The 25,140-nt window shown below is 32.1% G+C and carries 33 protein-coding genes and 1 riboswitch; of the genes, 21 read left to right on the top strand and 12 right to left on the bottom strand.

From position 1 onward, the window contains the following. Positions 1-126: 126 nt before the first annotated feature. From KA845_RS03775 to KA845_RS03765, 3 genes are all read left to right on the top strand, one after another. Positions 127-327 carry a cold-shock protein gene (locus KA845_RS03775; protein WP_002510410.1) on the top strand — a complete coding sequence of 67 codons (201 nt, stop codon included), beginning with the start codon at positions 127-129 and terminating at the stop codon, positions 325-327. Between the two features lie 173 nt (positions 328-500). Further along, entirely contained in the window at positions 501-932 is a 432-nt protein-coding gene (locus KA845_RS03770) for a VOC family protein (protein ID WP_002510411.1), read from the top strand. 424 nt (positions 933-1,356) lie between these two features. Then, entirely contained in the window at positions 1,357-1,791 is a 435-nt protein-coding gene (locus KA845_RS03765; protein ID WP_002510412.1) for a GNAT family N-acetyltransferase, read from the top strand. A 174-nt stretch (positions 1,792-1,965) separates the two neighbouring features. Here KA845_RS03765 and KA845_RS03760 read toward each other — a convergent pair whose 3' ends face one another. The 3 genes from KA845_RS03760 to KA845_RS03755 form a co-directional block, all read right to left on the bottom strand. Beyond that, a complete protein-coding gene (locus KA845_RS03760) occupies positions 1,966-2,928 on the bottom strand; it encodes an arsenic resistance protein (RefSeq protein WP_002510413.1) in 963 nt (320 codons plus the stop codon). Between the two features lie 127 nt (positions 2,929-3,055). Next, positions 3,056-3,184, bottom strand: coding sequence for a hypothetical protein (locus KA845_RS13080; RefSeq protein WP_021459111.1), 129 nt, complete (start codon positions 3,182-3,184; stop codon positions 3,056-3,058). A 379-nt stretch (positions 3,185-3,563) separates the two neighbouring features. Continuing rightward, positions 3,564-3,812, bottom strand: a complete 249-nt coding sequence (locus tag KA845_RS03755; protein ID WP_021459110.1) for a hypothetical protein — start codon at positions 3,810-3,812, stop codon at positions 3,564-3,566. Positions 3,813-3,992: 180 nt separating this feature from the next. Between KA845_RS03755 and KA845_RS03750 the strand changes: the two genes are divergently transcribed. Then, entirely contained in the window at positions 3,993-4,202 is a 210-nt protein-coding gene (locus KA845_RS03750; RefSeq protein WP_002510415.1) for a hypothetical protein, read from the top strand. Positions 4,203-4,321: 119 nt separating this feature from the next. Here KA845_RS03750 and tsaT read toward each other — a convergent pair whose 3' ends face one another. Next, positions 4,322-4,513 (bottom strand): type II toxin-antitoxin system toxin TsaT, encoded by a 192-nt coding sequence (gene tsaT, locus KA845_RS03745; protein WP_369946162.1) that lies wholly within the window; start codon positions 4,511-4,513, stop codon positions 4,322-4,324. 185 nt (positions 4,514-4,698) lie between these two features. Here tsaT and KA845_RS03740 point away from each other — a divergent pair, with 185 nt between their 5' ends. From KA845_RS03740 to KA845_RS03730, 3 genes are all read left to right on the top strand, one after another. After that, positions 4,699-5,196: a hypothetical protein gene (locus KA845_RS03740; protein WP_002510417.1), complete on the top strand. Its 498-nt coding sequence runs from the start codon at positions 4,699-4,701 to the stop codon at positions 5,194-5,196. A gap of 25 nt (positions 5,197-5,221) precedes the next feature. After that, on the top strand, positions 5,222-5,428 hold the full coding sequence (locus KA845_RS03735) for a TM2 domain-containing protein (RefSeq protein ID WP_210127793.1): 207 nt from the start codon (positions 5,222-5,224) through the stop codon (positions 5,426-5,428). Positions 5,429-5,691: 263 nt separating this feature from the next. Continuing rightward, the gene (locus KA845_RS03730) at positions 5,692-5,901 is read left to right on the top strand and encodes a YozE family protein (protein WP_002510419.1); all 210 of its coding nucleotides are present in this window, start codon (positions 5,692-5,694) and stop codon (positions 5,899-5,901) included. A 5-nt stretch (positions 5,902-5,906) separates the two neighbouring features. On the opposite strand, the gene KA845_RS03725 is transcribed toward KA845_RS03730, so the two are convergent. From KA845_RS03725 to KA845_RS03705, 5 genes are all read right to left on the bottom strand, one after another. Further along, positions 5,907-6,143, bottom strand: a complete 237-nt coding sequence (locus KA845_RS03725) for a hypothetical protein (RefSeq protein WP_021459109.1) — start codon at positions 6,141-6,143, stop codon at positions 5,907-5,909. A gap of 207 nt (positions 6,144-6,350) precedes the next feature. Further along, a complete protein-coding gene (locus tag KA845_RS03720) occupies positions 6,351-7,646 on the bottom strand; it encodes a CitMHS family transporter (protein WP_021459108.1) in 1,296 nt (431 codons plus the stop codon). Between the two features lie 163 nt (positions 7,647-7,809). Beyond that, positions 7,810-8,073 carry a hypothetical protein gene (locus KA845_RS03715; RefSeq protein WP_002510422.1) on the bottom strand — a complete coding sequence of 88 codons (264 nt, stop codon included), beginning with the start codon at positions 8,071-8,073 and terminating at the stop codon, positions 7,810-7,812. Between the two features lie 169 nt (positions 8,074-8,242). Further along, positions 8,243-8,767 carry a GNAT family N-acetyltransferase gene (locus KA845_RS03710; protein WP_002510423.1) on the bottom strand — a complete coding sequence of 175 codons (525 nt, stop codon included), beginning with the start codon at positions 8,765-8,767 and terminating at the stop codon, positions 8,243-8,245. A gap of 338 nt (positions 8,768-9,105) precedes the next feature. Next, positions 9,106-9,531 (bottom strand): organic hydroperoxide resistance protein, encoded by a 426-nt coding sequence (locus KA845_RS03705; protein WP_002510424.1) that lies wholly within the window; start codon positions 9,529-9,531, stop codon positions 9,106-9,108. Positions 9,532-9,699: 168 nt separating this feature from the next. Between KA845_RS03705 and aroD the strand changes: the two genes are divergently transcribed. Both aroD and KA845_RS03695 read left to right on the top strand, forming a co-directional pair. Next, positions 9,700-10,419: a type I 3-dehydroquinate dehydratase gene (gene aroD / locus KA845_RS03700; RefSeq protein ID WP_002510425.1), complete on the top strand. Its 720-nt coding sequence runs from the start codon at positions 9,700-9,702 to the stop codon at positions 10,417-10,419. Positions 10,420-10,484: 65 nt separating this feature from the next. Continuing rightward, the gene (locus KA845_RS03695; protein WP_002510426.1) at positions 10,485-11,024 is read left to right on the top strand and encodes a nitroreductase family protein; all 540 of its coding nucleotides are present in this window, start codon (positions 10,485-10,487) and stop codon (positions 11,022-11,024) included. 553 nt (positions 11,025-11,577) lie between these two features. On the opposite strand, the gene KA845_RS03690 is transcribed toward KA845_RS03695, so the two are convergent. After that, on the bottom strand, positions 11,578-11,898 hold the full coding sequence (locus KA845_RS03690) for a thioredoxin family protein (RefSeq protein ID WP_002509393.1): 321 nt from the start codon (positions 11,896-11,898) through the stop codon (positions 11,578-11,580). Between the two features lie 138 nt (positions 11,899-12,036). Here KA845_RS03690 and KA845_RS03685 point away from each other — a divergent pair, with 138 nt between their 5' ends. From KA845_RS03685 to KA845_RS03655, 7 genes are all read left to right on the top strand, one after another. Continuing rightward, on the top strand, positions 12,037-12,390 hold the full coding sequence (locus tag KA845_RS03685; RefSeq protein WP_002509392.1) for an arsenate reductase family protein: 354 nt from the start codon (positions 12,037-12,039) through the stop codon (positions 12,388-12,390). A gap of 182 nt (positions 12,391-12,572) precedes the next feature. Beyond that, positions 12,573-12,953, top strand: a complete 381-nt coding sequence (gene gcvH / locus KA845_RS03680; RefSeq protein ID WP_002509391.1) for a glycine cleavage system protein GcvH — start codon at positions 12,573-12,575, stop codon at positions 12,951-12,953. 249 nt (positions 12,954-13,202) lie between these two features. After that, positions 13,203-13,595 (top strand): toprim domain-containing protein, encoded by a 393-nt coding sequence (locus KA845_RS03675; protein ID WP_002509390.1) that lies wholly within the window; start codon positions 13,203-13,205, stop codon positions 13,593-13,595. Beyond that, complete coding sequence (locus tag KA845_RS03670) at positions 13,592-13,894, top strand: thioredoxin family protein (protein WP_210127792.1); 303 nt, start codon at positions 13,592-13,594, stop codon at positions 13,892-13,894. The genes KA845_RS03675 and KA845_RS03670 overlap by 4 nt, the downstream gene beginning before the upstream one ends. Before the next feature lie 55 nt (positions 13,895-13,949). Then, positions 13,950-14,057: riboswitch (SAM riboswitch) on the top strand. Between the two features lie 78 nt (positions 14,058-14,135). After that, positions 14,136-15,161 carry a methionine ABC transporter ATP-binding protein gene (locus KA845_RS03665; RefSeq protein WP_002509388.1) on the top strand — a complete coding sequence of 342 codons (1,026 nt, stop codon included), beginning with the start codon at positions 14,136-14,138 and terminating at the stop codon, positions 15,159-15,161. Continuing rightward, positions 15,154-15,849, top strand: coding sequence for a methionine ABC transporter permease (locus KA845_RS03660; protein ID WP_002509387.1), 696 nt, complete (start codon positions 15,154-15,156; stop codon positions 15,847-15,849). The genes KA845_RS03665 and KA845_RS03660 overlap by 8 nt, the downstream gene beginning before the upstream one ends. Before the next feature lie 20 nt (positions 15,850-15,869). Then, on the top strand, positions 15,870-16,682 hold the full coding sequence (locus tag KA845_RS03655) for a MetQ/NlpA family ABC transporter substrate-binding protein (protein ID WP_002509386.1): 813 nt from the start codon (positions 15,870-15,872) through the stop codon (positions 16,680-16,682). A 307-nt stretch (positions 16,683-16,989) separates the two neighbouring features. Here the strand turns inward: KA845_RS03655 and KA845_RS03650 are convergent, their stop codons facing one another. Together KA845_RS03650 and popT are read right to left on the bottom strand one after the other, a co-directional pair. Then, a complete protein-coding gene (locus KA845_RS03650) occupies positions 16,990-18,015 on the bottom strand; it encodes a hemolysin family protein (protein ID WP_002509385.1) in 1,026 nt (341 codons plus the stop codon). 181 nt (positions 18,016-18,196) lie between these two features. Further along, the gene (gene popT, locus KA845_RS03645) at positions 18,197-19,033 is read right to left on the bottom strand and encodes a polyprenyl-phosphate transporter PopT (RefSeq protein WP_210127791.1); all 837 of its coding nucleotides are present in this window, start codon (positions 19,031-19,033) and stop codon (positions 18,197-18,199) included. Positions 19,034-19,373: 340 nt separating this feature from the next. Here popT and sufC point away from each other — a divergent pair, with 340 nt between their 5' ends. The 5 genes from sufC to sufB all read left to right on the top strand — a co-directional run bounded on the left by sufC (position 19,374) and on the right by sufB (position 24,959). Further along, positions 19,374-20,135, top strand: coding sequence for a Fe-S cluster assembly ATPase SufC (gene sufC, locus KA845_RS03640; protein ID WP_002509383.1), 762 nt, complete (start codon positions 19,374-19,376; stop codon positions 20,133-20,135). A 97-nt stretch (positions 20,136-20,232) separates the two neighbouring features. Beyond that, complete coding sequence (gene sufD, locus KA845_RS03635; RefSeq protein WP_210127790.1) at positions 20,233-21,540, top strand: Fe-S cluster assembly protein SufD; 1,308 nt, start codon at positions 20,233-20,235, stop codon at positions 21,538-21,540. Positions 21,541-21,679: 139 nt separating this feature from the next. Continuing rightward, entirely contained in the window at positions 21,680-22,927 is a 1,248-nt protein-coding gene (locus tag KA845_RS03630; protein WP_021458896.1) for a cysteine desulfurase, read from the top strand. Beyond that, complete coding sequence (gene sufU / locus KA845_RS03625) at positions 22,917-23,366, top strand: Fe-S cluster assembly sulfur transfer protein SufU (RefSeq protein WP_002509380.1); 450 nt, start codon at positions 22,917-22,919, stop codon at positions 23,364-23,366. The genes KA845_RS03630 and sufU overlap by 11 nt, the downstream gene beginning before the upstream one ends. 195 nt (positions 23,367-23,561) lie before the next feature. After that, a complete protein-coding gene (sufB, locus tag KA845_RS03620; RefSeq protein ID WP_002509379.1) occupies positions 23,562-24,959 on the top strand; it encodes a Fe-S cluster assembly protein SufB in 1,398 nt (465 codons plus the stop codon). Positions 24,960-25,140: the final 181 nt, after the last annotated feature.

The following is a 25,140-nucleotide window of genomic DNA, read 5'->3' as shown; positions in this document are numbered from 1 at the left end:
GTATACTAAAGATAAGTAATTCGAGTTCGTTATATATGTATGTAGTTTTATTCGTAAGAATTTTACTCCTATGTGTTATTGAACGATTACAAATATTTTGTGCAAAAGCACAAGGAGGTATTTTTTATGAATAAAGGTACAGTAAAATGGTTTAACGCAGAAAAAGGATTTGGCTTCATCGAAAGAGAAGATGGTAACGATGTATTCGTACATTTCTCAGCTATTTCTGAAGAAGGTTACAAATCATTAGAAGAAGGACAAGCAGTAGAATTTGAAATCGTTAATGGCGACAGAGGCGACCAAGCTGCTAACGTTATTAAATTATAATTTAATAGCTTTTAAAACACTTATCTCCGGATAAGTGTTTTTTTGTGTTATGAGCTGGGTAAGTTATTTAACAGGATGACCATAAAACAAGAAAATTACATCATCCTTAATAGCAACATATTATGTATTTAAGTTGATAAAAATTTAATTCTATAGCTCTGGAGGACATTAATATGAGTTCATTAATACCGTATTTAACATTTGATAACACTAAAGAAGCCTTAGCATATTACGAAGCAGTTTTTGGTGCTACAGATATCCAACGTCTACCTGTAGATGCTAATCAAGCGAGCAATTTTGGTCTTGCAGAAACAGAAGCAGAAAATGCAACTATGCATGCTGAATTTAAAATTGCTGGTACTACTGTCTTAGCTTCAGATGCGTTTGGAGGGAATTCAAAGATTAATGATAGTATTGCTTTATTAATTGATTATGATCTTAATAATGAAGCGGATACGAGAGAAGTAGAAGCCTTATATGAACGTGTAAGTCAACATGAATCTATTGAGGTAGCCATGCCATTAGCAGAACAATTTTGGGGTGGTAAAATGGCTGTTTTTACTGACAAATACAATGTGAAATGGATGTTACATGGTCAACACTAATGCTACATTTGTATGTTGAATATGAAAAATATAATAAATAGTACATTTTAAATTTAAGTTAATAACAGAATAGAACAATCCTCGCAAAATAAAATTGCGAGGATTGTTCTATTCTGTTATTAGTCATTTTCTAAGTGAAACAGCATTGATTGATGATTTAATCCGATTATTAGATAAATATGAGGGCACACGCTCAAATGATGCAATACGGTCAAAATTTACCATTCAAATTACGCACTTATTTGCTGCATATAATCTTAGCCAACGTAATTACAGCAAGACAAAGATAATGTCATTGTACAGTTGGGATAGACTAGTGATAATAATGAACAAGATTTTGCTAAAACAATGAAATCAAACATGGAAAACTGCTAAACTTATATTAAGTTACCGCATGTTAAATTAACGAGATAGGGGAATAATGATGGAATTGCATGTAAAATCATATGAGATGTTATCAAAAGATGTACTATTTAATATTATATGTGAACGAATTAATGTTTTTGTAGTCGAACAACAATGCAGTTATCAAGAAGTAGATAGTATTGATAAACAAGCACTACATGTTTTTTATAAAAATGGGGAAACAATTGTTGCATATACACGAATATATAAACAAGATGACGCTGTACATTTTGGCCGTGTTTTGGTAAACCAACAATATCGAGGACAAGATATTGGTCGACAAATCGTCAGCCAAACAATCAATGAAATTAATATAAGGTATCCACAAGAAATAATTAAAATAGCGGGGCAAACTTATTTGAAAGCATTTTATACTTCGTTTGGTTTTCAAATCGTTTCAGAAGAATATTTAGAAGATGGTATACCACACTACGATATGGAATTAAAGCTATAATATGGCGTGGTTATTATGTCAATTATAACTAATACTGCGCTGTGCTATCTTAGTAAGTGACAAAGGTATACAACATTAACAAAGCATGTTTTCAATGCAAATTTTAAATGACATAAGCGTGGTATATAACATTAAAGCTATATGCCACGCTTATTTTAATGATCTATAATGACGTTAGTTAATCACTTTAGGGAACACTCGAATATAAACTAATTCGCCAATAAGTTCAATTATCGTCTGGGTAATGATAACCGTTGAGGTAATGAGCGCTATTTCACTCGGTAATGCTAAGGCAAGCGGTAATACTACAAGTGAATTTCGGGTACTCGTACTAAATGTCAAAGTACGTTGTTCAATAATAGATAAGCCAAAAAGTTTTCCAGTCAATAGTGCTAAAATAGGTGCGCATAATAAAAAACAGACGTAAATCGGAATTACTGTGAATACTATTTCTGCGGAAGCTAAAACTTTATTGATTTGAGAGCTGATAACTGCAATTAAAACCAATGACATCATAGGTACTGGAAGCCATGATGTTAGTTGTTGCGTACGAAGTATTAACGGTTGCCACTTACTAAAATATTGTAATAATATCGCTAAGCATAACGGTACCACTATGATGACTACGAAAGATGTGACAAAAGGTTCAAATACGATTAGCTCTTGCAAGGGGTAATCTAACATCAGTGTTAAGTATATAGGCAGTAATAACATTTGAACAATTAATAATATCGGCGTTGCTATAGTTATGAGTGAAGCATCTCCCTTACCAAGATGAGTAAATACAATGACATAATCAATACAAGGTGTAAGCAATACTAAATAAATACCTAGCTCTAGTGGTTTAGTTTCTATTTGAAATAGCTGGATTAAGATGAAAACTAGAATTGGAATTGCTACAAAATTAGTAAGTAGTAACACGCCAATGAATTTTGTATGGTTTAACGCTTGCTTTAATTTTGTAAAAGGAATTTGTGTAAACATAGAAAACATTAAAATGGCGAGCAATAACGTAATCCATGACTCCAATAGCTGGCCAATTTCGACAGAGCTTAAACCTAAAATAATTGCGATAATAATAGAAATAAAATAAATATAAATTTGGTTGTTTTCTAGTGAATCTTTAATGTGGTGCATAACTTTTCTGCTCCTCAATTTACTTAAATTAATCGTATCATACAAAGAAGTGCATAGCACAATTAATGTGCTATGCGCTTAAACCGTTCCAAAGTAAATATAGATTGATTAGGAGGCTAAAATAGTTCTATTTTTTGGCTTCAATATTGACTTTATTTTCGATTTTCCCTTCATTTTGTTCGTTTACATTTAACAACAGTGCGCGTACTACGATGAGACCAGTGACAATTAGTAGAATATGTTTTAAATATTTCATTGTTTTCACGTCCCTAATATAGTTATAACTGGATTTTATTCGTTAGTTAACTGTACCCGTTTCACTCAAGTTAAATGTCAAAGAAATAAAAAAGGTGAAGTAAGCAATTTAAGCTTACTTCACCAATGTTAATACTTAGATTAATTATGCAAATGCATCTACAATAGCTTTCACAACTTGGATAACACCATTAACAATTTCTGCCCAATTCATTTGTACAACCTCCTTTGTGTAACAATGTACTTATAGTATATGTGGAAGTTATACATTTTTGTGTTGCAGTCCCTATATTATAAAAAACAATGCTTAATTGTACGAAATTTAAAATTAGACAACAGTTAGGATGCGTAATTGAATGATGCACAACTTATTATTGGCATTATGCATCATTAATGGTGATCGTACGTTGTGCCAAATCATATGAGATATGTAATTCTGTACTATTATTTTCGAGTGTTATTTGTTGAATCTCGTTATTTTCTGTTGTGAAATGCAATTGATTTAATATACCAAATGCATACTCATTTATAGGGCTAACAATAGATAAAGAAGTTTTATCTTCTTGAACCATAAAGTGCTTGTTACTATTATTGATCACTTGCCATAAAGGATAATTTTGTAAATACATTTAGGTACAACCTTTCATTTTTTAGTGAATTATCATCAGTATAAAACATAATAATATAGAAGTGTGTAGTGTAAAAGTGCTAGTGACTGAAAAGTAGATATTTAGAACATGGTAGGTATTAAAATATTCAAAAAGGGAATAACACTATTAAACTATAGATTGCATTGAAAGGATGAAATCATGAATTTGGTAATTATATTTGTTTTAAGTTTGGTGTTTGCCATTTTGGCTACGTTACCATTTTTATTTGTTAATACACAGTTATATGAACATAAAAATCAATCTTCAGCTGATAGAAAAACAGAAAAGCGAAGTGCGGTTAAACGTTTTTGTTATCATTTTATATTAGCATTTATAATGTTAGTAATTTATCACTTTCTTACTGATTAATAGTTCTATTTACACTAGTACTTACAATATCGCTAAAACGTTATATTGATTGTGTAAAGACACTTACTGACTAAGTTGTTGTTAGTGTCTTTACATTGTTATAGTTACTTACTAATGCTTTAAAATATAGTTAAAACAACACTGACTAAGATGCCTGCAATCCCTAAAAAGATTAGCATGACAGTTAAACCTAATAATGATTCTTGATATGCTTTCTTTTTTTTATAAAGAAATAAAGAAAGAATGCCGGATAATAAAAATATACAAGATAACCAAAATACTATTGCGAAATGTAAATTCAAGAGTGTCACCCCCCCCCTTAATTTTCCTTAAACTTTAAATAATTGTTAATTATAAGAATGATGATAATTGTATTATATTGATTTTAGCATTTATTTAGTAAGAGCAATAGATATTTTTACGATTAACTCTTGTCTACGTTTTAATTTACTAATAAAGGTGAATAATATAAGAAGCGGTGAATGGGGGAATGTCTATGCATAATACAATATCTGCCATCGAACATGATATTGAGCAGCTTGAATCACCAAATTCTAATATATCTGATGAGGCGTTACAAGACATAGAACGACGTATTGTAGACCAAAAAACAAAAATTAGAGAATCACTGTCACCTAGCAAATCACGTGAAGCGGAGCGTTTGAATGAAATTGCAGGTAAAGTAAACAGCAATATTAGTAGTGCATTTGATAGATTTGATTCAGTAAAGCAATTAAAAGATTATTTGGAACCAATTTTTCAACGAGGAAAAATTGATACGACTTATGGTCGTGCGTTAGTATTGATTGAAGAAACTAAATTGATTGAATATGTAAAAGATTATTTTAATAAACCCGAAGATGATTATGAACTATGTCACTATATTGTATCTAAAGCAATAGAGTTGAGTGACAAGATTATGACAGATCAATATACGGCACTTTTAAAATTAGAATTACGCTTTTTTGATCAAAAGTTTGCTGGATTAAAATAATCTTTAAAAAGGAGGAAACGAAATAATGAATGAAGTTAACAAAGTGATTTATATTGTTTTAGCCTTATTTTTAGGCGGTTTTGGTGTTCATAAATTTTATGCTCGTAAAACGGGTATGGGGCTATTATATATTGTGTTTTGTTGGACAGGGATTCCTCAAATTATAGCAATTATTGGCGGCATTTTAGCAATTTTCAAACCTGCTGACCAGCATGGCAATATTTTAGTATAAATTAAATATTATAAATAAAAAAGATGGCAAACTTAGGAATTTTAAAAGTTTGTCACCTTTTTTATTTACAAAAAGTTAAAAAAATTATAAAAATTTAACATTTGTTGTTAAACATTGACATAGCTTGAATTCCAAGCTATATAGACGTTGTATAAATCAAAGTGACGTGTAGACAAAACTTTGAAATTTGATATGATTAAAAAAAAGGCATTACACACATAATGAAAGCGCTATTAAAATATATAAAGTCGAGGTTGATGCTTATGACATTTTATGATTTTGTTATTAGTTTTATTGAAGATGATACACCATTAGGTAGTCTAGCCAATAATGTACGACGTGACAAAGACTTTCCTAAAAATGAAACGTGCCATGCGACTTTACGTACTTACTTCCATAATCACTACATTGATCATGAGATGTTAGAGTCTGCAAACAGAGCATTAAGTTTATATCGCTTAAATTATAAGTGATTATTCTAACTTGTGTAATACCAATTCTGTGTTTTTAATGCATCCAAAATATCTTTAGTTTTGAAATTAATTTCATTATTTCTAATTGAAAAAGGTTCAATAATATCTTGAGCCAACCACGTTTGTATTAGTTCATGTGGTAATCCATCCAATTGCATTTCGCTTTCACTTACAATAAAACATTCCCAATCAAGTGAAAGTTGTGAAGGATTAACATAATTACATCCATTAAGTTGATTCATTTCCAAACACTCCTTAATATTGTAAATCCGACGTTAAGTTTTACCCACAATGTAAGAGTATAAAACGAAATTTTGCTCAATTTGTTGAAATTATACAAGATAAATATGTGTGATAGTAGCCACAAATTATTGTTTATATGCATAAAAATATGACGTAATATCATGTCGATACTACGTCATATTTTTGTTTTTAAAAATCAAACGTTGTTACCAAGGTATAATTCCGAATAGACAAGCTATTAAAATCATGAAGAGGCTAGAGCCAATTGCCCACTTAATAACAATACGTTGGTTAGTTCCATATTCTATGTCTAACATACCAACTAGTAAATAACCAGCTGCATATAATGGACTTAAAACGTGTAATGGCTGACCTAAAACAGATGCTCTGGCCATTGCTACTTTTGAAATACCGAATTGTTCTGCTGATTCTGCAAGAATTGGCAAAATACCATAATAGAATGGATCATTAGCCATAAAGTAAGTAAATGGACCACTTAAAATTGCAGTTATCAATGCGAAATGATTACCCATTGCATCTGGAATAATATGTACTAAGGCAGTTGCCATTTCATCTACCATTTTAGTTCCATCCATGATACCTGTAAAAATACCAGAAGCAAATACTAAACTAATAACAGCTAATACGTCACCCGCGTGTTTTTTCACTACAGAATTTTGAATGCTTAAGTTAGGATAGTTAATTAAAATTGCAACACCAAACCAGACCATGAAAAGTGCTGGTATAGGTAGTAATTCCATTACTAAACAAACGATTAATGACACTGTTAAAAAGGCATTAGGTATAAGCATTTTAGGTCGTTTAAGTAAACTTTCTTCTTTAGTTTCTTCTTTTTTAACATCTTCTATATCTATAACAGTTGCAGTAGTAATATGTCTTTTTGATCGTTTACCTAAAATATAAGCTACTACAAAAGCAAAAAGAATACCCGCTGCCATAGCTGGCATAATAGGAATAAAGACGTCTTCAGTACTTAAATGTAATGCGGAAATTGCACGTGCAGTTGGACCACCCCAAGGTAACATGTTCATTACACCAATTGACAGTAACGCTAGCGTGGATAAAACATATAAACTCATGCCAATTTTTTTATAAAGTGGCATCATCGCTGTAACTGTAATGATGAATGTAGTTGTACCGTCACCATCTAATGCTACTAGTGAGGCTAGTATAACTGTACCAATTGCTATTTTGACTGGGTCTCCTTTAACTATTTTTATAATTTGATTGATGACCGGTTCGAATAATCCAGCGTCAATCATGACACCAAAGTATAAAATTGCAAATGTTAACATAATTCCTGTCGGTGCAACTGTTTCTATCCCCTCTAACATATATTTCCCTAAACCGGCGTAAAATCCACCGATTAAAGCGAAAACAGTTGGCACGATAATTAATGCTATTAATGCTGACATTTTTCTTGTCATTATTAATACCATAAAGACAATAATCATAATGAATCCTAATAATGCTAAATTCATAGTATTAAATTCCCCCCCTTATTCAAATAATTATAGCGCTTTCAATTCATTAAAGACAATAAATACATAAATTTCATAATAAAATTTTATTATGAATCAATATAAAAAAACAATAGTTTTATTGATGTTAAAGTCGTCAATAAAACTATTGTTTATGTAAGGATTAAATAAAATTAAGTACGAACGTTTTAATTACGGGAATCCCAGATAAAATTATAGCAATACAAGTCACTATAAGTGCAAAGATATTGGCAATACGATCTCCTTGTAATAGGGCGTAAATATTAAATAGTAAAACCCCGACTAAAAATAGTCCGGCAGCAATTACAATTGCTGTGCTGTCATAAATAGTGCTTAAAATGATAATTGGTATAGTTAATGTGATAAGTGACAACAATAAAGAGAATAGAGTTGTTGTGAATTTCAAATTATGCCACCTCCCAGAATGTTAGGTATTTATAGTATATTAATTTACCACTTAGTACGTAATAAAAATAATATGTTGTTATTTTATGTATTGCAAGTCATTTTTATTATTAAAATAAAAAGTATGAACCACAAGGCATGTGCTGTCTATACTTACCATAAAAATATTTTTATAACATTGTGCCATCTAAGTAGTATATGAGCCAATGTTGATCGATATATTTGTCATGATATTTACGTGCATGTTGTTCAACTGCTAACACATCAAAGTCTAAATCACTAAAGAATACCTTAGCTGTAATATTATTAGAAGCAACTGAAGCAATAACTATCTCTATATTTTTTTCTTCACAAGTATTAAAAATATAGTTTATGAGGAGTGCGGCATTTTCTTTACGTTCTTCTGCATTAATACCTGTAACGCACATGTTTTCCAAATAAGCTTTATGTGCGAGACCATGTATTGGGAAGTGTGCCATTGTACTGACTGCTATTAAAGATTGATTTGAAAACAATCCAAATACGATATAGGTTTTATTTTGAGGTGATAACGTTGTTTTTAAATAGGGGGCTGTAACAATTTCATTATCATAAATGCCCCAAATAAATGCATTGCTCTTATTGTGCAAAGCTTGCAATAAAAATTGTTGATATAAATCAATATCGTTAATAGATAAAATGCGTGTATGCAACATTGAATTCCTCCTTTAATAAAACTTTGTGAACAATCGTAATTTTTTGAAGATATTACATTAATAGTAAATGATTGTGTAAGCGTTGGCAATATTATTTATAAATAAATATAAAAAATAAATAAGTGTGTTTATTATAATTTTTCAATATAAAAAAATTATCTACTTATTTATATTGAAAAAATTGTATAAATAAATAGACTTTGTATTTTAATGTTGTAATCATTATATTGCTTTTGGAGGAAGGATATTTTAGCTATTATCAAGCAAAAAAAGTCGAGAGCAGAAGCAAAGTAAATACTTCGCCTTCATGCTCTCGACTATTAGTAAAACCAATTGAATTAGTCAGCAACTTCAACATTTAAGTTAACATCAATGTTGCCTTTTGTTGCTTTAGAATATGGACAAAACTCATGTGCGTCTTGTAAATATTTTTCAGCATCAGCTTGAGATAAAACATTTTTAACTTTTGCATCAATGTCAACGCTTAGCTTAGGACTTTCTGCCTCTGGATCATCTTCTAAACGTACAGTTAAGGTAACTTCTGGTTCGGCATCTCTAACTTTGTTTTGTTTTAAAATTAAATCAAAAGCACCATTAAAACAAGATGCATAACCTGCAGCAAATAGCTGTTCAGGATTTGTACCTTTTTCAGCATCAGCTTGAGCTGGTGGAATGACTGCTACATCAATTGCTTTATCATCTGTGTGGACATGTCCATTACGTCCACCTGTATTCGTTGCTTTTGTTTCATAATTAACTGCCATATTTATTACCTCCTAAATTAAATCATATAATTTGCATACCCTTTAATATAAAAACTAATCATCAATTTCAAAATGATAAAATAGTAATTCATTAAAGTTATTGTTTTCATGGAATTGATTAAGATACAATAAATGCTAAATAGAATAACTAAAATAGAGGTGTGAATAATGGCACAAGTGAAAATAGCGGTAACCATTGCTCCGGAAAATGAATTATTACCAGCTACAATTGAAGACTTAAAACGATATCAATCGGACTTCGATATAATTGAATTACGTATAGATCAATGGCAACAAATAGAAACAACAACAGTACGTGCAGTATTACAACAGCTAAAAGACTTAGCGTTAAATAAACAAATATTAGTGACATATCGTACGGCCAACCAAGGTGGTTTAGGAACGTTAGCGTCAAAAGAATATCTTGAATATTTAACCACATTAATAACACAAGAAACATTTGACGTTATTGATCTTGAATTTGATAAAAAGCAAAATCCTGAGGAATTAACAACAGTAATCAATCTAGCGCAAAATAATAATAAAGAAGTAGTATTGTCCTATCATGACTTTGATCAAACCCCACAATTAGATGAGTTAAAGCATTTGTATTATAAAATGCATTTGTTGGCTCCAGATTACTTGAAGGTAGCAGTAATGCCTAAAGGGAAAGAAGATGTCACTAATTTATTAAATGCTATGTCTGTAACAGCAGATTCAGTAAATGAACGTGTTGTAGGCATTGCTATGGGTAAAATAGGGATTGTTTCACGTACTGCGCAAGGCGTGTTTGGTGGAACAATTTCATATGGCTGTATAGACACTCCAAAAGCACCTGGACAAATTCACGTAGCAACGTTGCGTCAACAGTTAGATTTTTATAACTAGTTTGAAAATTCCCTGATAGTATTTTATAATTGAAAATAATTATCAATACGAAAGGGCGTTGTTTCATGGAATTACAAGATGCAATCGCGAATAGAAGAAGTATTAAAATGTTTAAAAGAGATATGGTGATTGATGATCAAGCATTATACCAAGCGATTGAACAATCTACGTATGCGCCTAATCATGGTATGAGACAGCCATGGCGTGTTGTGCATATCGCTAAAAATAGATTAGGTGAAATGAGTAAGCAAGTATCGCGTATTGCTTTTCATCACCAACCCGATAAACAGCAAGATCACTATAATGCTGTGACAAATTTAGGTGGTATGTTGGCATTAATTGTACAAGAAGATCCACGCCAAAAAGAAAATTTGGAAAATTATTTGGCTTTTGGTGCCTTTGCTCAAAATTTAATGCTTTTACTACATGAAGCGCAAATAGGTACGTGTTGGAAGACACCTCAATATATCTTTTTACCACAAATAAGAAACGTTTTCGGCGTGAAAGATAATGAAAGTTTAGTCGGTTTTATGTATTTAACAGATATGGAAGATGAAATGCATCATCCACCACGTCAAACTCAAAATATAATGACACAATTTTAATTTATAAAGGGGAGTGGGACAGAAATCTGATTTTGAAAAAATGATTTCGTCGTCCCACCCCGGCAAGGCTGACTAGCGTTGAAAAAAGCTTGGTTTGAAGCGCATTTTCAATGCAGACAGCTACTGCCAATATGAAAAGAGATTTCGAATAACACATGGAGTGGGACAGAAATCTGATTTTGAAAAAATGATTTCATCGTCCCACCCCGGCAAGGATGACTAGCGTTGAAAAAAGCTTGGTTTGAAGCGCATTTTCAATGCAGACAGCTACTGCCAATATGAAAAGAGACTAGAACAAATCAATATTGTCCTAGCCTCACCAGACTGCCGACAAAGCTACTGAGTTTGTTGGCAGTTTTTTTATGCACGCTTTCCGCGGGCACTGTCTTAGCCTATAGTCTTGGCAAGTGCTATTCCCGCAGGAGTCGGCATAAATCATTACTATTTTGAAAAACTATATAAATAAAACGTAAACAAGCCCTTCGCAAATTACTGTGAAGGGCTTGTTTACGTTTTGAAGCTAGCATATCAAATTAATGTGCTAGTTTTTGTATTACTGAAATGTTTCAGCTAAGAATGACTCAACTTGTTCTGGTGATTTAGCATTTGCTGAATGTAGGTGAGCAAGTTTTTCACCATTTTTGAAGACTAAAAGACTTGGAATACCCATAACGTCATTATTTGCTGCAACATCTTCTAGTTCGTCTCTATTGACTGTATACCAATTATAATTATTGTATTTTTCTACAATAGGATCAATCCACATATCCATTGCTTTACAATCTGGACACCATCCTGCTTCGAATTTTACAATGACAGGTTGATCACTATTTATAGTTGAATCAAAATTACTTGTTGAGTTAATTGTTTCCATATTAACGCTCCTTTGATTATTAATTGATTACATTATAACTAAAAAAACTAGGGAAATAAAAATTTTAGCTTAAAAATTGAAGCGTTTTGATCGTAATTCTGCTATATTAGTGATAACAACGTATAGGAGGTACAGTACATGATTAAATTTTACCAATATCCTAATTGTACGACATGTAAAAAAGCTGCTAAATTTTTACAATCGTACGGTGTGAGTTATGAACCTATCGACATCGTTCAACATACACCAACTAAAAATGAGTTTAAAGATATTTTAGAACGTACTGGCATTGAAATTAACAAAATGTTTAATACACATGGTGCCAAATATCGCGAATTAGGTTTAAAAGATAAAATAGGGACGCTTTCTGATGATGAAAAGCTAGATTTACTTGCTTCTGATGGTATGTTAGTAAAACGACCACTAGCTGTGCTAGGCGATAAAGCAACTGTTGGTTTCAAAGAAGAAGAGTATAAAGCGACATGGTTATAAAGATTTTCACTTTATAACGATCGCTAAAGTTTTTAAAAAATGCAGTCAAAATCAATTTATGAAAACGCTTAATGATGCTGTGTAAAAGTAACATAAATTTTTGATTATTAAAGGCAAACAGTTGCCAGTCATACATTCATATGGCATCATAAATATGTAAAATCATATAGGAGGGGATTCTCGTGGCAGTACCAAGTGAATTAAAATACTCAAAAGAACATGAATGGATAAAAGTTGAAGGAAATACGGTTACAATTGGTATCACTGAATATGCGCAAAGTGAATTAGGTGATATTGTATTTGTTGAATTACCAGAAGTTGATGATGACATCCAAGAGGGGGATACTTTTGGCAGTGTTGAATCTGTAAAAACTGTCTCTGAATTGTATGCACCTGTTACTGGTAAAGTAGTAGAAGCAAATGAAGAATTAGAAGATAGCCCTGAATTTGTAAATGAATCACCATATGAAAAAGCTTGGATGGTGAAAGTTGAAGTTAGTGATTTAGATCAATTGAATGAACTACTTTCAGCTGAACAATATTCTGAAATGATTGGTGAATAGAATAAGTGATTTTAAACTCCATGATATTTACTGTCTTGGAGTTTTTAACTTATCTATGGCGCTAAAGTTTACCAAAATTTAATAAACCCTTAAAATCATGGAAAATTAATGCTGTAACAATGAATTTGACAAGTAAAGACGCCATTTTTACAATATTGATACAAAATTATAATATGTTTATAACCTCGTGTCTTTGTGAAAAACCAAATATAGTATAAGTTTATTATCAACTTTTAGAAGGTGGATGTCATGACGATTCTTAATAAAGTTATCATTGTTGAAGGCAAATCTGATAAAAAGAGAGTTAAACAAGTAATTGATGAACCAATTGAAATTATTTGTACTCATGGAACTATGGGTATTGATAAAATTGATGAAATGGTGGAATCTTTGTACGATAAACAAGTTACAATTTTAGTTGATTCAGACGATGAGGGAGAAAAGATTCGTAGATGGTTTAAACACTATTTAAGCGAAAGTAAACATGTTAGAGTGGATAAACAGTATTGTGAAATTGCGAGATGTCCAAAACGATATTTAGCTAAAGTATTGAAAAAAAACGGCTTTGTAGTTAAAGACGAAGAGCATATCAATAAAGCTAAACTAGATTATATAGCTGAAAGGGTAAGTTTATTAACATGAATGCAACGACAAAACAACACGTAGGAAATGTACGTGAACATTTTGATAAAGATAAACATTTAGTTTTTGGTTATACACCAACTTGCGGTACATGTAAAATATCTGAAAGAATGTTAGATATCGCAAATGAAATCTTAAAATTACCAATTACTAAAATTGATTTGAATTTTCACCCTGAGTATTCACAGGACAATGAAATACAATCGGTTCCTGTGTTACAACTAATGTCTAAAGATAAGGAAATAAAGCGTATTTACGCTTTTCAATCTGTGCCATATCTTTTAGAAAATTTGCAATAATATATTGACGAATCATTAGTGCAGTGGTAGGATTAAAAATAATTAAATAATGTAACTCTTATCGAGAGAGGTGGAGGGATGTGCCCTATGAAGCCCGGCAACCGTCTAAGTATAGAAATGGTGCCAATTCACATAAAGTCGACCGAACTTTAAAAGATGAGAGAGGGTGTTATTGCTTTCTCTATCTTTTAAGATGAGAAAGCATTTTTTTAATTTATAAGCAATACAAGGAGGACAAACAATGATTGAGTTAAATCAAATCGTCAAGCGTTATAAGACGAAAAAGCAAGATGTGCTTGCGGTAGATCATGTTGATTTAAGTATTCAATCAGGCTCAATTTTTGGAGTTATTGGTTTTTCAGGTGCGGGCAAAAGTACATTAGTTCGACTGTTTAACAATTTAGAACAACCAACTTCAGGTGACGTAACAATCGATGGTGACAATATAGGACAATTGTCTAAAAAAGATTTAAGAAAAAAACGTCAAAAAGTGAGTATGATATTTCAACACTTCAACTTATTATGGTCACGTACTGTATTAAATAATATAACATTCCCATTAGAAATTGCTGGGGTACCGAAGCAAGAAGCAAAACAACGGGCTGCAGAACTTGTTGAGTTAGTAGGATTAAAAGGACGAGAAGACGCATACCCATCTGAATTATCTGGTGGTCAAAAACAACGTGTTGGTATTGCACGTGCTTTAGCAAACGAACCGACTGTGTTGTTATGTGATGAAGCGACAAGTGCACTAGATCCACAGACTACAGATGAAATTTTAGATTTATTACTTAAAATTAAAGAACAGCGAAATTTAACTATTGTGATTATCACTCATGAAATGCATGTTATACGTCGTATTTGTGATGAAGTCGCAGTAATGGAAAATGGCAGTGTTATAGAACAAGGATCTGTGACGAATGTATTTGAAAATCCAAAACATGAAGTAACGAAACGCTTTGTTAAAGAAGACTTAAATGATGATTTTGAAGATGCATTTGCAGACATAGAGCATTTTGGCAAAGATGATTACATAGTAAGATTGAATTTTACTGGTAATAACACTACTGAACCTATCGTGTCATACATTACGCGAGCGCATCAAATAGACGTAAATATTTTAGAAGCAAATATAAAAAATACTAAAAGTGGGTCAATTGGCTTTTTAGTGTTACATCTTCCGAATATAAATTCTGAAAAATTCGAAGATTTCAACAGTGATTTAGCAAAACAACAAGTATCAGTGGAGGTGTTACGTCATGACTAGTTCATTTAGTGAAATCCTCCAAGAAATGATTACGATGCCCAATGTACAATGGTCACAAGTGTGGGTAGCAACTTATGAAACGTTATATATGACAGTGATAGCAACTATTTTTGCTTTTATTTTTGGTATTATTTTAGGAGTGTTGCTCTTTTTATCAGCTAAAAGTGACGCTAAAGCAGCTAGAATTTTTTATAGCATTGTCTCTTTTGTCGTTAATTTATTCAGAGCAATTCCTTTCATCATTTTAATATTATTACTTATACCGTTCACTAGTTTAATTTTAGGTACAATAAGTGGACCAACAGGTGCCTTACCAGCATTAATTATTGGTTCTGCTCCATTTTATGCTAGATTAGTTGAAATCGCATTTAAAGAAATTGATAAAGGTGTAATTGAAGCGGCGTGGTCAATGGGTGCCAATACATGGACAGTAGTAAGAAAAGTATTGTTACCTGAAGCTATGCCAGCGTTAGTATCAGGAATTACAGTTACAGCAATCGCCTTAGTAGGTTCTACGGCAATTGCAGGTGTTATAGGTGCAGGTGGATTAGGGAACCTTGCATATTTAACTGGTTTTACACGAAATCAAAATGATGTCATTTTAGTTTCGACAATTTTAATTTTAATTATTGTGTTCATTATTCAATTCATTGGTGATTGGGCTACAAATAAATTAGACAAACGATAACATGAAATGGGGAGAAAAACATGAAAAAAATACTTAGTTTAGCTTTTGTATTAGTTTTATCTGTAGTATTGGCAGCTTGTGGTAATAGTGAAGGTAAAGATAAAAAAATAACTGTTGGTGCGTCACCGTCACCACATGCTGAAATCTTGGAACAGGCAAAACCATTGTTAGAAGATAAAGGTTATGATTTAGAAATTAAAACTATCAATGATTACACAACACCTAATAAATTATTAGATAAAGGCGAATTGGACGCTAACTATTTCCAACATACACCATATTTAGAAACTGAGAAAAAATCTAAGAAATATAAAATTGAGTCAGCAGGTGATGTACATTTAGAACCAATGGCTGTATATTCTAAAAAGTATAAGAATTTGAAAGATTTACCGAAGGGCGCAACAGTATATGTATCTAACAACCCTGCAGAAGAAGGTCGTTTCTTAAAATTCTTTGTAGATGCTGGATTAGTTAAAATTAAAGACGGTGTTAAAATTGAAGATGCTAAATTTGATGATATCGTAGAAAACAAAAAAGATATTAAATTTAATAATAAACAATCAGCTGAGTATCTACCGAAAATTTATCAAAATGAAAAAGCAGATGCCGTTATTATCAATTCTAACTTTGCAATTGATCAAAAGTTAGATCCTAAAAAAGATTCAATTGTTTTAGAAAAACCTGAGGATAATCCATACACGAATTTAATTGCGGTCAAAGAAGGTCACAAAGATGATGAGAAAATTAAAGCGTTAATGGATGCTTTAAATTCTAAAGATATTAAAGACTATATTAAGAAAGAATATAATGGTTCAGTTGAACCTGCAAAATAATTTTAAAAACCGCCTCTTAACGTAATAAGTTAAGAGGCAGTTTTTATGTAGTAACATTATATTTTTTGAAACACAATATTTGAAATTTAAACTTGGTGCTCTGTATAATAATGGTAGCATTGAGCAGTGCTGAAATGGGAGAACAATATAGGGTTTCTTTAATTCTGTGTTGTCTTATTAATCACGAAAACCCTAACGCTAAGGGTGAATCTTGTAAATTCTTATATTTATATATAATAAAACTCGGATAACACAGAATACTTATAGTGTAAGTTAAACTATCAAGTACCTGGCTACCCGAGCTTTATTAATGTTGGTCGTGTTCGTCTTGAATATCGCCAACTATATTTTCTAATATATTTTCCATAGTAATAATGCCATGAATTTGGTTTGATGATTTAACTAAGGCAATGTGGACATGGAGTTGTTTCATTTGTTCTAGCACAGTATGACATTTGGTAGATAGGTCTACTGTTAAAATATCATGAGTGATTTCTGATAATGACTCCACAGATTCGTTTAATAAATCTTTAGCATGCACATAGCCAATAATATTATCAGGTTGATTGACATAGACAGGATATCTTGAATAATGAGAGTCGTTAATGATTGCTTTTGCCTCGCTCAATGGTGTATCTGAAGAGAACGTTGCTGTTTGTGACAAAGGTATATAGCCGTCTTGTACGATCATATTGTCAAAGTCAAATGCTCTATTTATATGTGTCAATTCACCTTTTGTTATTTCTCCGCCATCGTGACTTTCTTTTAATAATAGTTTTAATTCTTCTTCAGAATGGTAAATTTCACTTTCTTTCGCAGGTTGCATTCCGAATAATCGCAAAATAATACGTGCAGAACCGTTAAGAATATATATGAATGGATAAAATAATTTGTAAAACATGATAATTGGTTTTGCAATATATAATGTGATTTGTTCAGCTTTTTGAATTGCGATAGTTTTTGGTGCCATTTCACCGATAACTACGTGTAAATAAGTAGCTATAACAAAGGCACTAATTAAAGTGAAGACATGAATCAATGTATCAGACATACCAAACAAACTGAAAAATGGATGTAGGATAAATTCAAAAGTAGATTCACCAACCATACCGATTCCTAGTGCAGTAATTGTAATTCCTAATTGACAGGCTGCTAAGTATTCATCGAGATGAGTTACAACTTTTTTGGCAGCTATCGCTTGACGATGATTAGCTTCAGCCAATTGATTGATTCTTGATGTGCGTACTTTAACAATTGCAAATTCTGTAGCTACAAAGAATGCCGTAAGTGCTAACAGTAAAATAAACGTAAGTAAACTAAATAAGGTCCCCAAAGGTTAATAAATTCCTCCAATATAATAATAGATCAATCTTTTTATAGATTGATTTACTATTATATAAAAAAATAAGACACAATTCTAATAAAAAGCATAATTTTATTTGTTGCAAAATAAACAATTAAAACCCCTGTTAAAGATTACCTTAAAGCAAACTTCAACAGGGGATAGATTAATATTATTCTGAGCTTAGTTTTTGACTAATAAACACTCCGATACATAATACGATTAATGAAATTAGCCATTCTAAACCATGAGTAGGTATGCCAGGAAATACCGCATACAATGAACCAATCACTAAACCGATAATTAATGCGTAAGTTGTGATCGTATGTTGAGAGAGTAAAGACTGAATAAGTTTACTACTGAACATAAAGCCAAAAATGACACCACAACCTACTGTAATTAAGAGTGGAATAGCAGCAAAATTGAATGAAACAAACTCAGAAATAGCAAACATAATAGTACCATAAACGCCGAATACTAATAACATAAAAGAACCTGAAATTCCTGGTAACAGCATGGCGCTAGAGGCACACATTCCGGCAAGAAAATATTTAATAATAAGACCAAAATCTAATGTGAAATGTGAATTGTTAACAGATTCTTCACCACTTAATGACGATATAATAAGTATAATTGCTATTCCTAATATTAATAGTAAGTAATGTTTTATTGAAAAAGTAGCTTTAAAGTTTGCTGATTTCAATAAGAAAGGAATAATACCAATGATTAAGCCAGTGAAAAAGAACATTGTAGGTATATGAAATTCACTTAATAGGTAATTAATCAATTTACTTAAACTACCAATGGCTAAAACCATACCTAATCCAATCGGAATTAAAAAGCGAATACTAGCTACAAAATGTTTGGAAAACAAACCACTTATTGCACGGATAAAATCATTATATATTCCTAAGAGTAAAGCAATAGTACCACCACTAATACCGGGGACTAAATCAGAAGTACCCATTGCGAACCCCTTAAAAATATTAGACCATTTAATATTTGACATATTTCGTTCCCTTCTTTATACAAAATATGTTATTAACATAGCAAAAATTAGTATAGAGTTAAAATGAACTAAAGTAATTTGCATCATTATTAGAAAATTCAATAAATAAAAGAGATTGAGAACCAAGCACAATTTATTATCAGTTGCTATAAAAACATAACCGATCATAAAAATTATTGTATTATAATAATTATTATAAATAAGCACCTGAAAAGGTTTATATTACCTAGTATTTAAGTTATAATAAATCGGTGTAATGCGTTTGCAGTTTTTTGACTGCAGATTAAAATTATTATAAACTAGTAAAGAAAACATATTATTTATGACGGAGGGAATATGTATGCCATCAACATTAGAAATTAAAGACCTACATGTGTCTATTGAAGATAAAGAAATATTAAAAGGTGTGAATTTAACAATTAACACTGGTGAAGTTCATGCTGTAATGGGGCCAAATGGTACTGGGAAATCAACATTATCATCTGCGATTATGGGACATCCAAGCTACGAAGTAACACAAGGTGAAGTATTATTAGACGGTGTGAACGTATTAGAATTAGAAGTTGATGAACGTGCAAAAGCAGGTTTATTCCTAGCAATGCAATATCCATCAGAAATTACTGGCGTTACAAACGCTGACTTTATGCGTTCTGCTATTAATGCTAAACGTGAAGAAGGCCAAGAAATCAACTTAATGCAATTTATTAAAAAATTAGATAAAGAAATGGAATTCTTAGACATCGACCAAGATATGGCTCAACGTTATTTAAACGAAGGCTTTTCAGGCGGTGAAAAGAAACGTAACGAAATTTTACAATTAATGATGTTAGAACCAAAATTTGCAATTTTAGATGAAATTGACTCTGGTCTTGATATTGACGCATTAAAAGTTGTATCAAAAGGTATTAATGAAATGCGTGGTGATCAATTTGGCTCATTAATTATTACGCACTATCAAAGATTATTAAATTATATTACTCCTGATCACGTACATGTTATGTATGGTGGCGTTATTGTTAAATCCGGTGGACCTGAATTAGCTAAACGTTTAGAAGAAGAAGGTTATGAGTGGGTTAAAGAAGAATACGGTGCGACAGAATAAATCTCAATTAGGTAAAAAGATATACTAGTTTGAGAGCTAAGGTTTTAATTGATACCTAAAATGAAATCAATGAATCATCAAATGGGAGGAAAATAGTATGACAACTGAAACTTTAAACATTTCTGAAGCACAACTTGTTGAATATTCACAAGCCCATAATGAACCTTCATGGATGACAGAGTTACGTAGAGAAGCGTTAAAATTAACAGAAACTTTAGAAATGCCAAAACCAGATAAAACTAAAATTAACAGATGGGACTTTGATTCATTTAAGCAACATGAGACAACAGGAGAAGTCTACAGTAGCTTAGATCAATTACCTGAAGAAGTTAAAAACATTATTGATGTTGAAAAATCAGAAAACTTGATCATCCAACATAATAATACACTTGCTTTTTCACGTGTATCGGATTCTGCTAGTAATGACGGTGTCATTGTTGAAGGCTTATCACAAGCATTAGTTAATCATCCGGAATTAGTACAACAATACTTTATGACTGAAGCGGTAACAGTAGACGAACATCGTTTAACTGCTTTACACACAGCATTAGTTAACGGTGGGGTCATTGTATACGTACCAAAAAATGTTGTTGTTGAGCATCCTATTCAATATGTAGTACTACATGATGATGAAAATGCTAGCTTCTACAACCATGTTATTATTGTTGCAGAACAAAGTGCAGAAGTAACATATGTAGAAAACTATCTATCTGGTGTTAGTGGCGAAGGAAATCAAATTAATATTATTTCCGAAGTAATCGCAAGCGCAAATGCTAATATTACTTATGGCTCAGTTGATTATATGGATAAAGGTTTCACTGGCCACATTATCCGTAGAGGTACAACTGAAGCAGATGCTTCAATTAATTGGGCATTAGGTCTAATGAATGAAGGAAGTCAAATTATCGACAATACTACAAACTTAATGGGTGATCGTTCAACGAGCGCCTTAAAATCTGTAGTTGTAGGTACTGGCGATCAAAAGATTAATTTAACTTCAAAAATTGTTCAATATGGTAAAGAAACAGATGGTTATATTTTAAAACACGGCGTTATGCGTGAAAATGCTTCATCTGTCTTTAATGGTATTGGTTATATTAAACATGGTGGTACGAAATCAATGGCTAACCAAGAATCTCGTGTATTAATGTTATCTGAAAATGCACGTGGAGATGCCAACCCAATCTTATTAATTGATGAAGATGACGTAGAAGCTGGACACGCTGCATCTGTTGGTCGAGTTGACCCAGAACAGCTATATTACTTAATGAGTCGTGGTATTTCACAAACAGAAGCAGAACGTTTAGTAATACATGGCTTCCTTGATCCAGTAGTAAGAGAATTACCTATTGAAGATGTTAAGCGTCAATTACGTGAAGTAATTGAACTTAAAGTAAATAAATAACCTTAGATGCTAATCAACGTAACTGTCTCTTTACATGAGTTCAATGAGGCAGTTTCGTCTTAATAGAGTATTCAATTTAGTTATTGTTATGTAAGACTCAACTAAGGTCGAATCAGAAATTCTTAACTAAGAAAGGTCTGTGAATAAAGTGACCGAATCATTAAATGTACAAGAAATTATTAAAGACTTTCCTATTTTAAATCAAAAAGTTAATGGAAAACGTCTTGCATATTTAGATACGACTGCAACAAGTCAGACACCAATACAAGTCATCAATGTACTAGAAGACTATTATAAAAGATATAATTCTAATGTTCACCGAGGTGTGCACACATTAGGTTCTTTAGCTACAGATGCCTATGAAAGTGCACGTGAGTCAGTACGAAGATTTATCAATGCCCAATACTTTGAAGAAATTATTTTCACGCGTGGTACTACTGCTTCTATAAATTTAGTGGCACGTAGTTATGGAGATGCTAACCTGACAGAAGGCGATGAAATAGTAGTCACTGAAATGGAACATCATGCGAACATCGTACCGTGGCAACAATTGGCGAAAAGAACTAAAGCAGAATTGAAATTTATCCCGATGACTCCAGACGGTGAATTAGATATTGAAGATGTAAAAGCGACGATCAATGATAAAACTAAAATTGTAGCAATTGCACATGTTTCTAACGTCTTAGGTACGATCAATGATGTTAAAGCTATAGCTGAAGTTGCGCATCAACACGGTGCTATTATTAGCGTTGATGGTGCACAATCTGCACCACATCTTGCATTAGATATGCAAGATTTAGACGTGGATTTCTTTAGTTTTAGTGGTCATAAGATGTTAGGACCAACTGGTATAGGCGTATTATATGGTAAACGTGAATTGCTGCAAAATATGGAACCTATTGAATATGGTGGCGATATGATAGATTTTGTCAGTAAGTATGATGCTACATGGGCTGACTTACCAACAAAATTCGAAGCAGGCACACCACTAATTGCACAAGCTATCGGTTTAGGTGAAGCTATTAAATATCTTGAAAACATAGGTTTTGAAGCCATTCATAACTATGAAAAAGAGTTAACAGCGTATGCCTTTGATCAATTATCTAATATAGAAGGTCTTGAAATTTTTGGCCCTCCAAAAGAACGTAGAGCTGGTGTTATTACATTTAATTTAACGGACATTCACCCACATGATGTCGCTACAGCAGTTGACACTGAAGGCGTTGCGGTAAGAGCAGGGCATCATTGTGCTCAACCATTAATGAAATGGGTGGACCAATCATCAACTGCTCGTGCAAGTCTTTATATCTATAATACAAAAGAAGATATAGATCAATTGGTTAACGCGTTGAAACAAACGAAGGAGTTTTTCTCATATGAATTTTAACAATTTAAATCAATTATATCGTTCTGTAATTATGGATCATTATAAAAACCCTAGAAATAAAGGGAAATTAGATAATGGCACTATGACTGTAGATATGAATAATCCTACATGTGGGGATCGTATCCATTTAACGTTTGATATTGAAGATAGTGTTATAAAAGATGCCAAATTTGATGGAGAAGGCTGTTCTATATCTATGTCTAGCGCATCTATGATGACCGAATCTATAAAAGGTCATACGCTAGCAGATGCGATGCAAATGAGCCAAGAATTTACTAAAATGATGTTAGGTGAAGATTATAAAATCACTGAAGATATGGGAGATATTGAAGCGTTACAAGGTGTTTCGCAATTCCCAGCGCGCATTAAATGTGCAACATTAGCGTGGAAAGCGTTAGAAAAAGGCACAGTAGAAAAAGAAGGCAAAACTGAAGATTAAAGTAATCTAATGCGTTGACAAAGTGTAATATTCCATTCAGACTGTAACTAACAGCAGTTGTAATATAGAAATTATTATTTTCTATAATTAGTTGATTATAGTCTTAGCTAGTTCAACTCAGACAATCATCCGATGGAATACAAAATAAAATATTGCGCGTATAGCAGTTTTAAATATATATAAGGAGTGATTGAAATGGCTAAAAAAGCACCTGATTTAGGAGATTATAAATATGGTTTCCATGATGAAGACGTGTCCATTTTTAGATCAGAACGTGGTTTAACAGAAAATATTGTTAAAGAAATTTCAAACATGAAAGAAGAACCAGAATGGATGCTTAATTTCAGATTAAAAGCATTGAAACTATTCTATAAAATGCCAATGCCACAATGGGGTGGAGATTTATCAGAATTAGACTTTGATGATATTACGTATTACGTAAAACCATCAGAAAATACTGAACGTTCTTGGGACGAAGTACCTGAAGAAATCAAACGTACATTTGATAAACTAGGTATCCCAGAAGCAGAACAAAAATATTTAGCTGGTGTTTCTGCTCAATATGAATCTGAAGTAGTATACCACAATATGGAAAAAGAATTAGAAGATAAAGGCATTATCTTTAAAGATACAGACAGCGCATTAAGAGAAAATGAAGAGTTATTTAAAGAGTACTTTGCATCTGTAGTTCCAGCAGCAGATAATAAGTTCGCAGCGTTAAACTCAGCTGTATGGTCAGGTGGCTCATTTATTTATGTTCCTAAAAACATTAAATTAGATACGCCATTACAAGCTTATTTCCGTATTAACTCTGAAAACATGGGACAATTCGAACGTACATTGATCATTGCAGATGAAGGTGCATCAGTAAACTATGTTGAAGGTTGTACTGCGCCAGTGTACTCAACAAGTTCATTACACTCAGCTGTAGTTGAAATTATTGTACACAAAGACGCACACGTACGTTATACAACAATTCAAAACTGGGCGAATAACGTATATAACTTAGTTACAAAACGTACTTTAGTGCACGAAAATGGTAACATGGAATGGGTTGACGGTAACTTAGGATCTAAGTTAACTATGAAATATCCAAACTGTGTCTTAATGGGTGAAGGTGCTAAAGGTAGTACTTTATCTATTGCATTCGCAGGTAAAGGACAAGTCCAAGATGCTGGTGCGAAAATGATTCATAAAGCGCCAAATACATCATCAACGATTGTATCTAAATCAATTTCAAAAGATGGTGGTAAAGTTGTATACCGTGGTATTGTACACTTCGGTAGAAAAGCAAAAGGCGCACGTTCAAACATTGAATGTGACACTTTAATTTTAGATAACGAATCAACATCAGATACAATTCCATATAACGAAGTATTTAATGACAACATTTCATTAGAACATGAAGCAAAAGTTTCAAAAGTTTCTGAAGAGCAATTGTTCTACTTAATGAGTCGTGGTATTTCTGAAGAAGAAGCTACTGAAATGATTGTTATGGGCTTCATTGAGCCATTTACAAAAGAGCTACCAATGGAATATGCGGTAGAAATGAATCGTCTAATCAAATTCGAAATGGAAGGTAGTATCGGATAATAACTATCACCATGCCAATATGATTTTGATTTGACTACAAGCACGAGTGATACCATGTTGATACCATTTACTGTTAAATGATATCGAATATGTGTATGAACTCGTGCTTTTTTAATTAATATACAACGATATATTATTAACTATGTTGCGTTTCATGTTTTATAAACATGGGAATATTAAT

It is taken from the genome of Staphylococcus sp. GDX8P114P-2 (assembly GCF_017892945.1).
Classification (GTDB): Bacteria; Bacillota; Bacilli; order Staphylococcales; family Staphylococcaceae; genus Staphylococcus; species Staphylococcus arlettae.
This window is presented reverse-complemented; position numbering and strand designations above follow the sequence as displayed.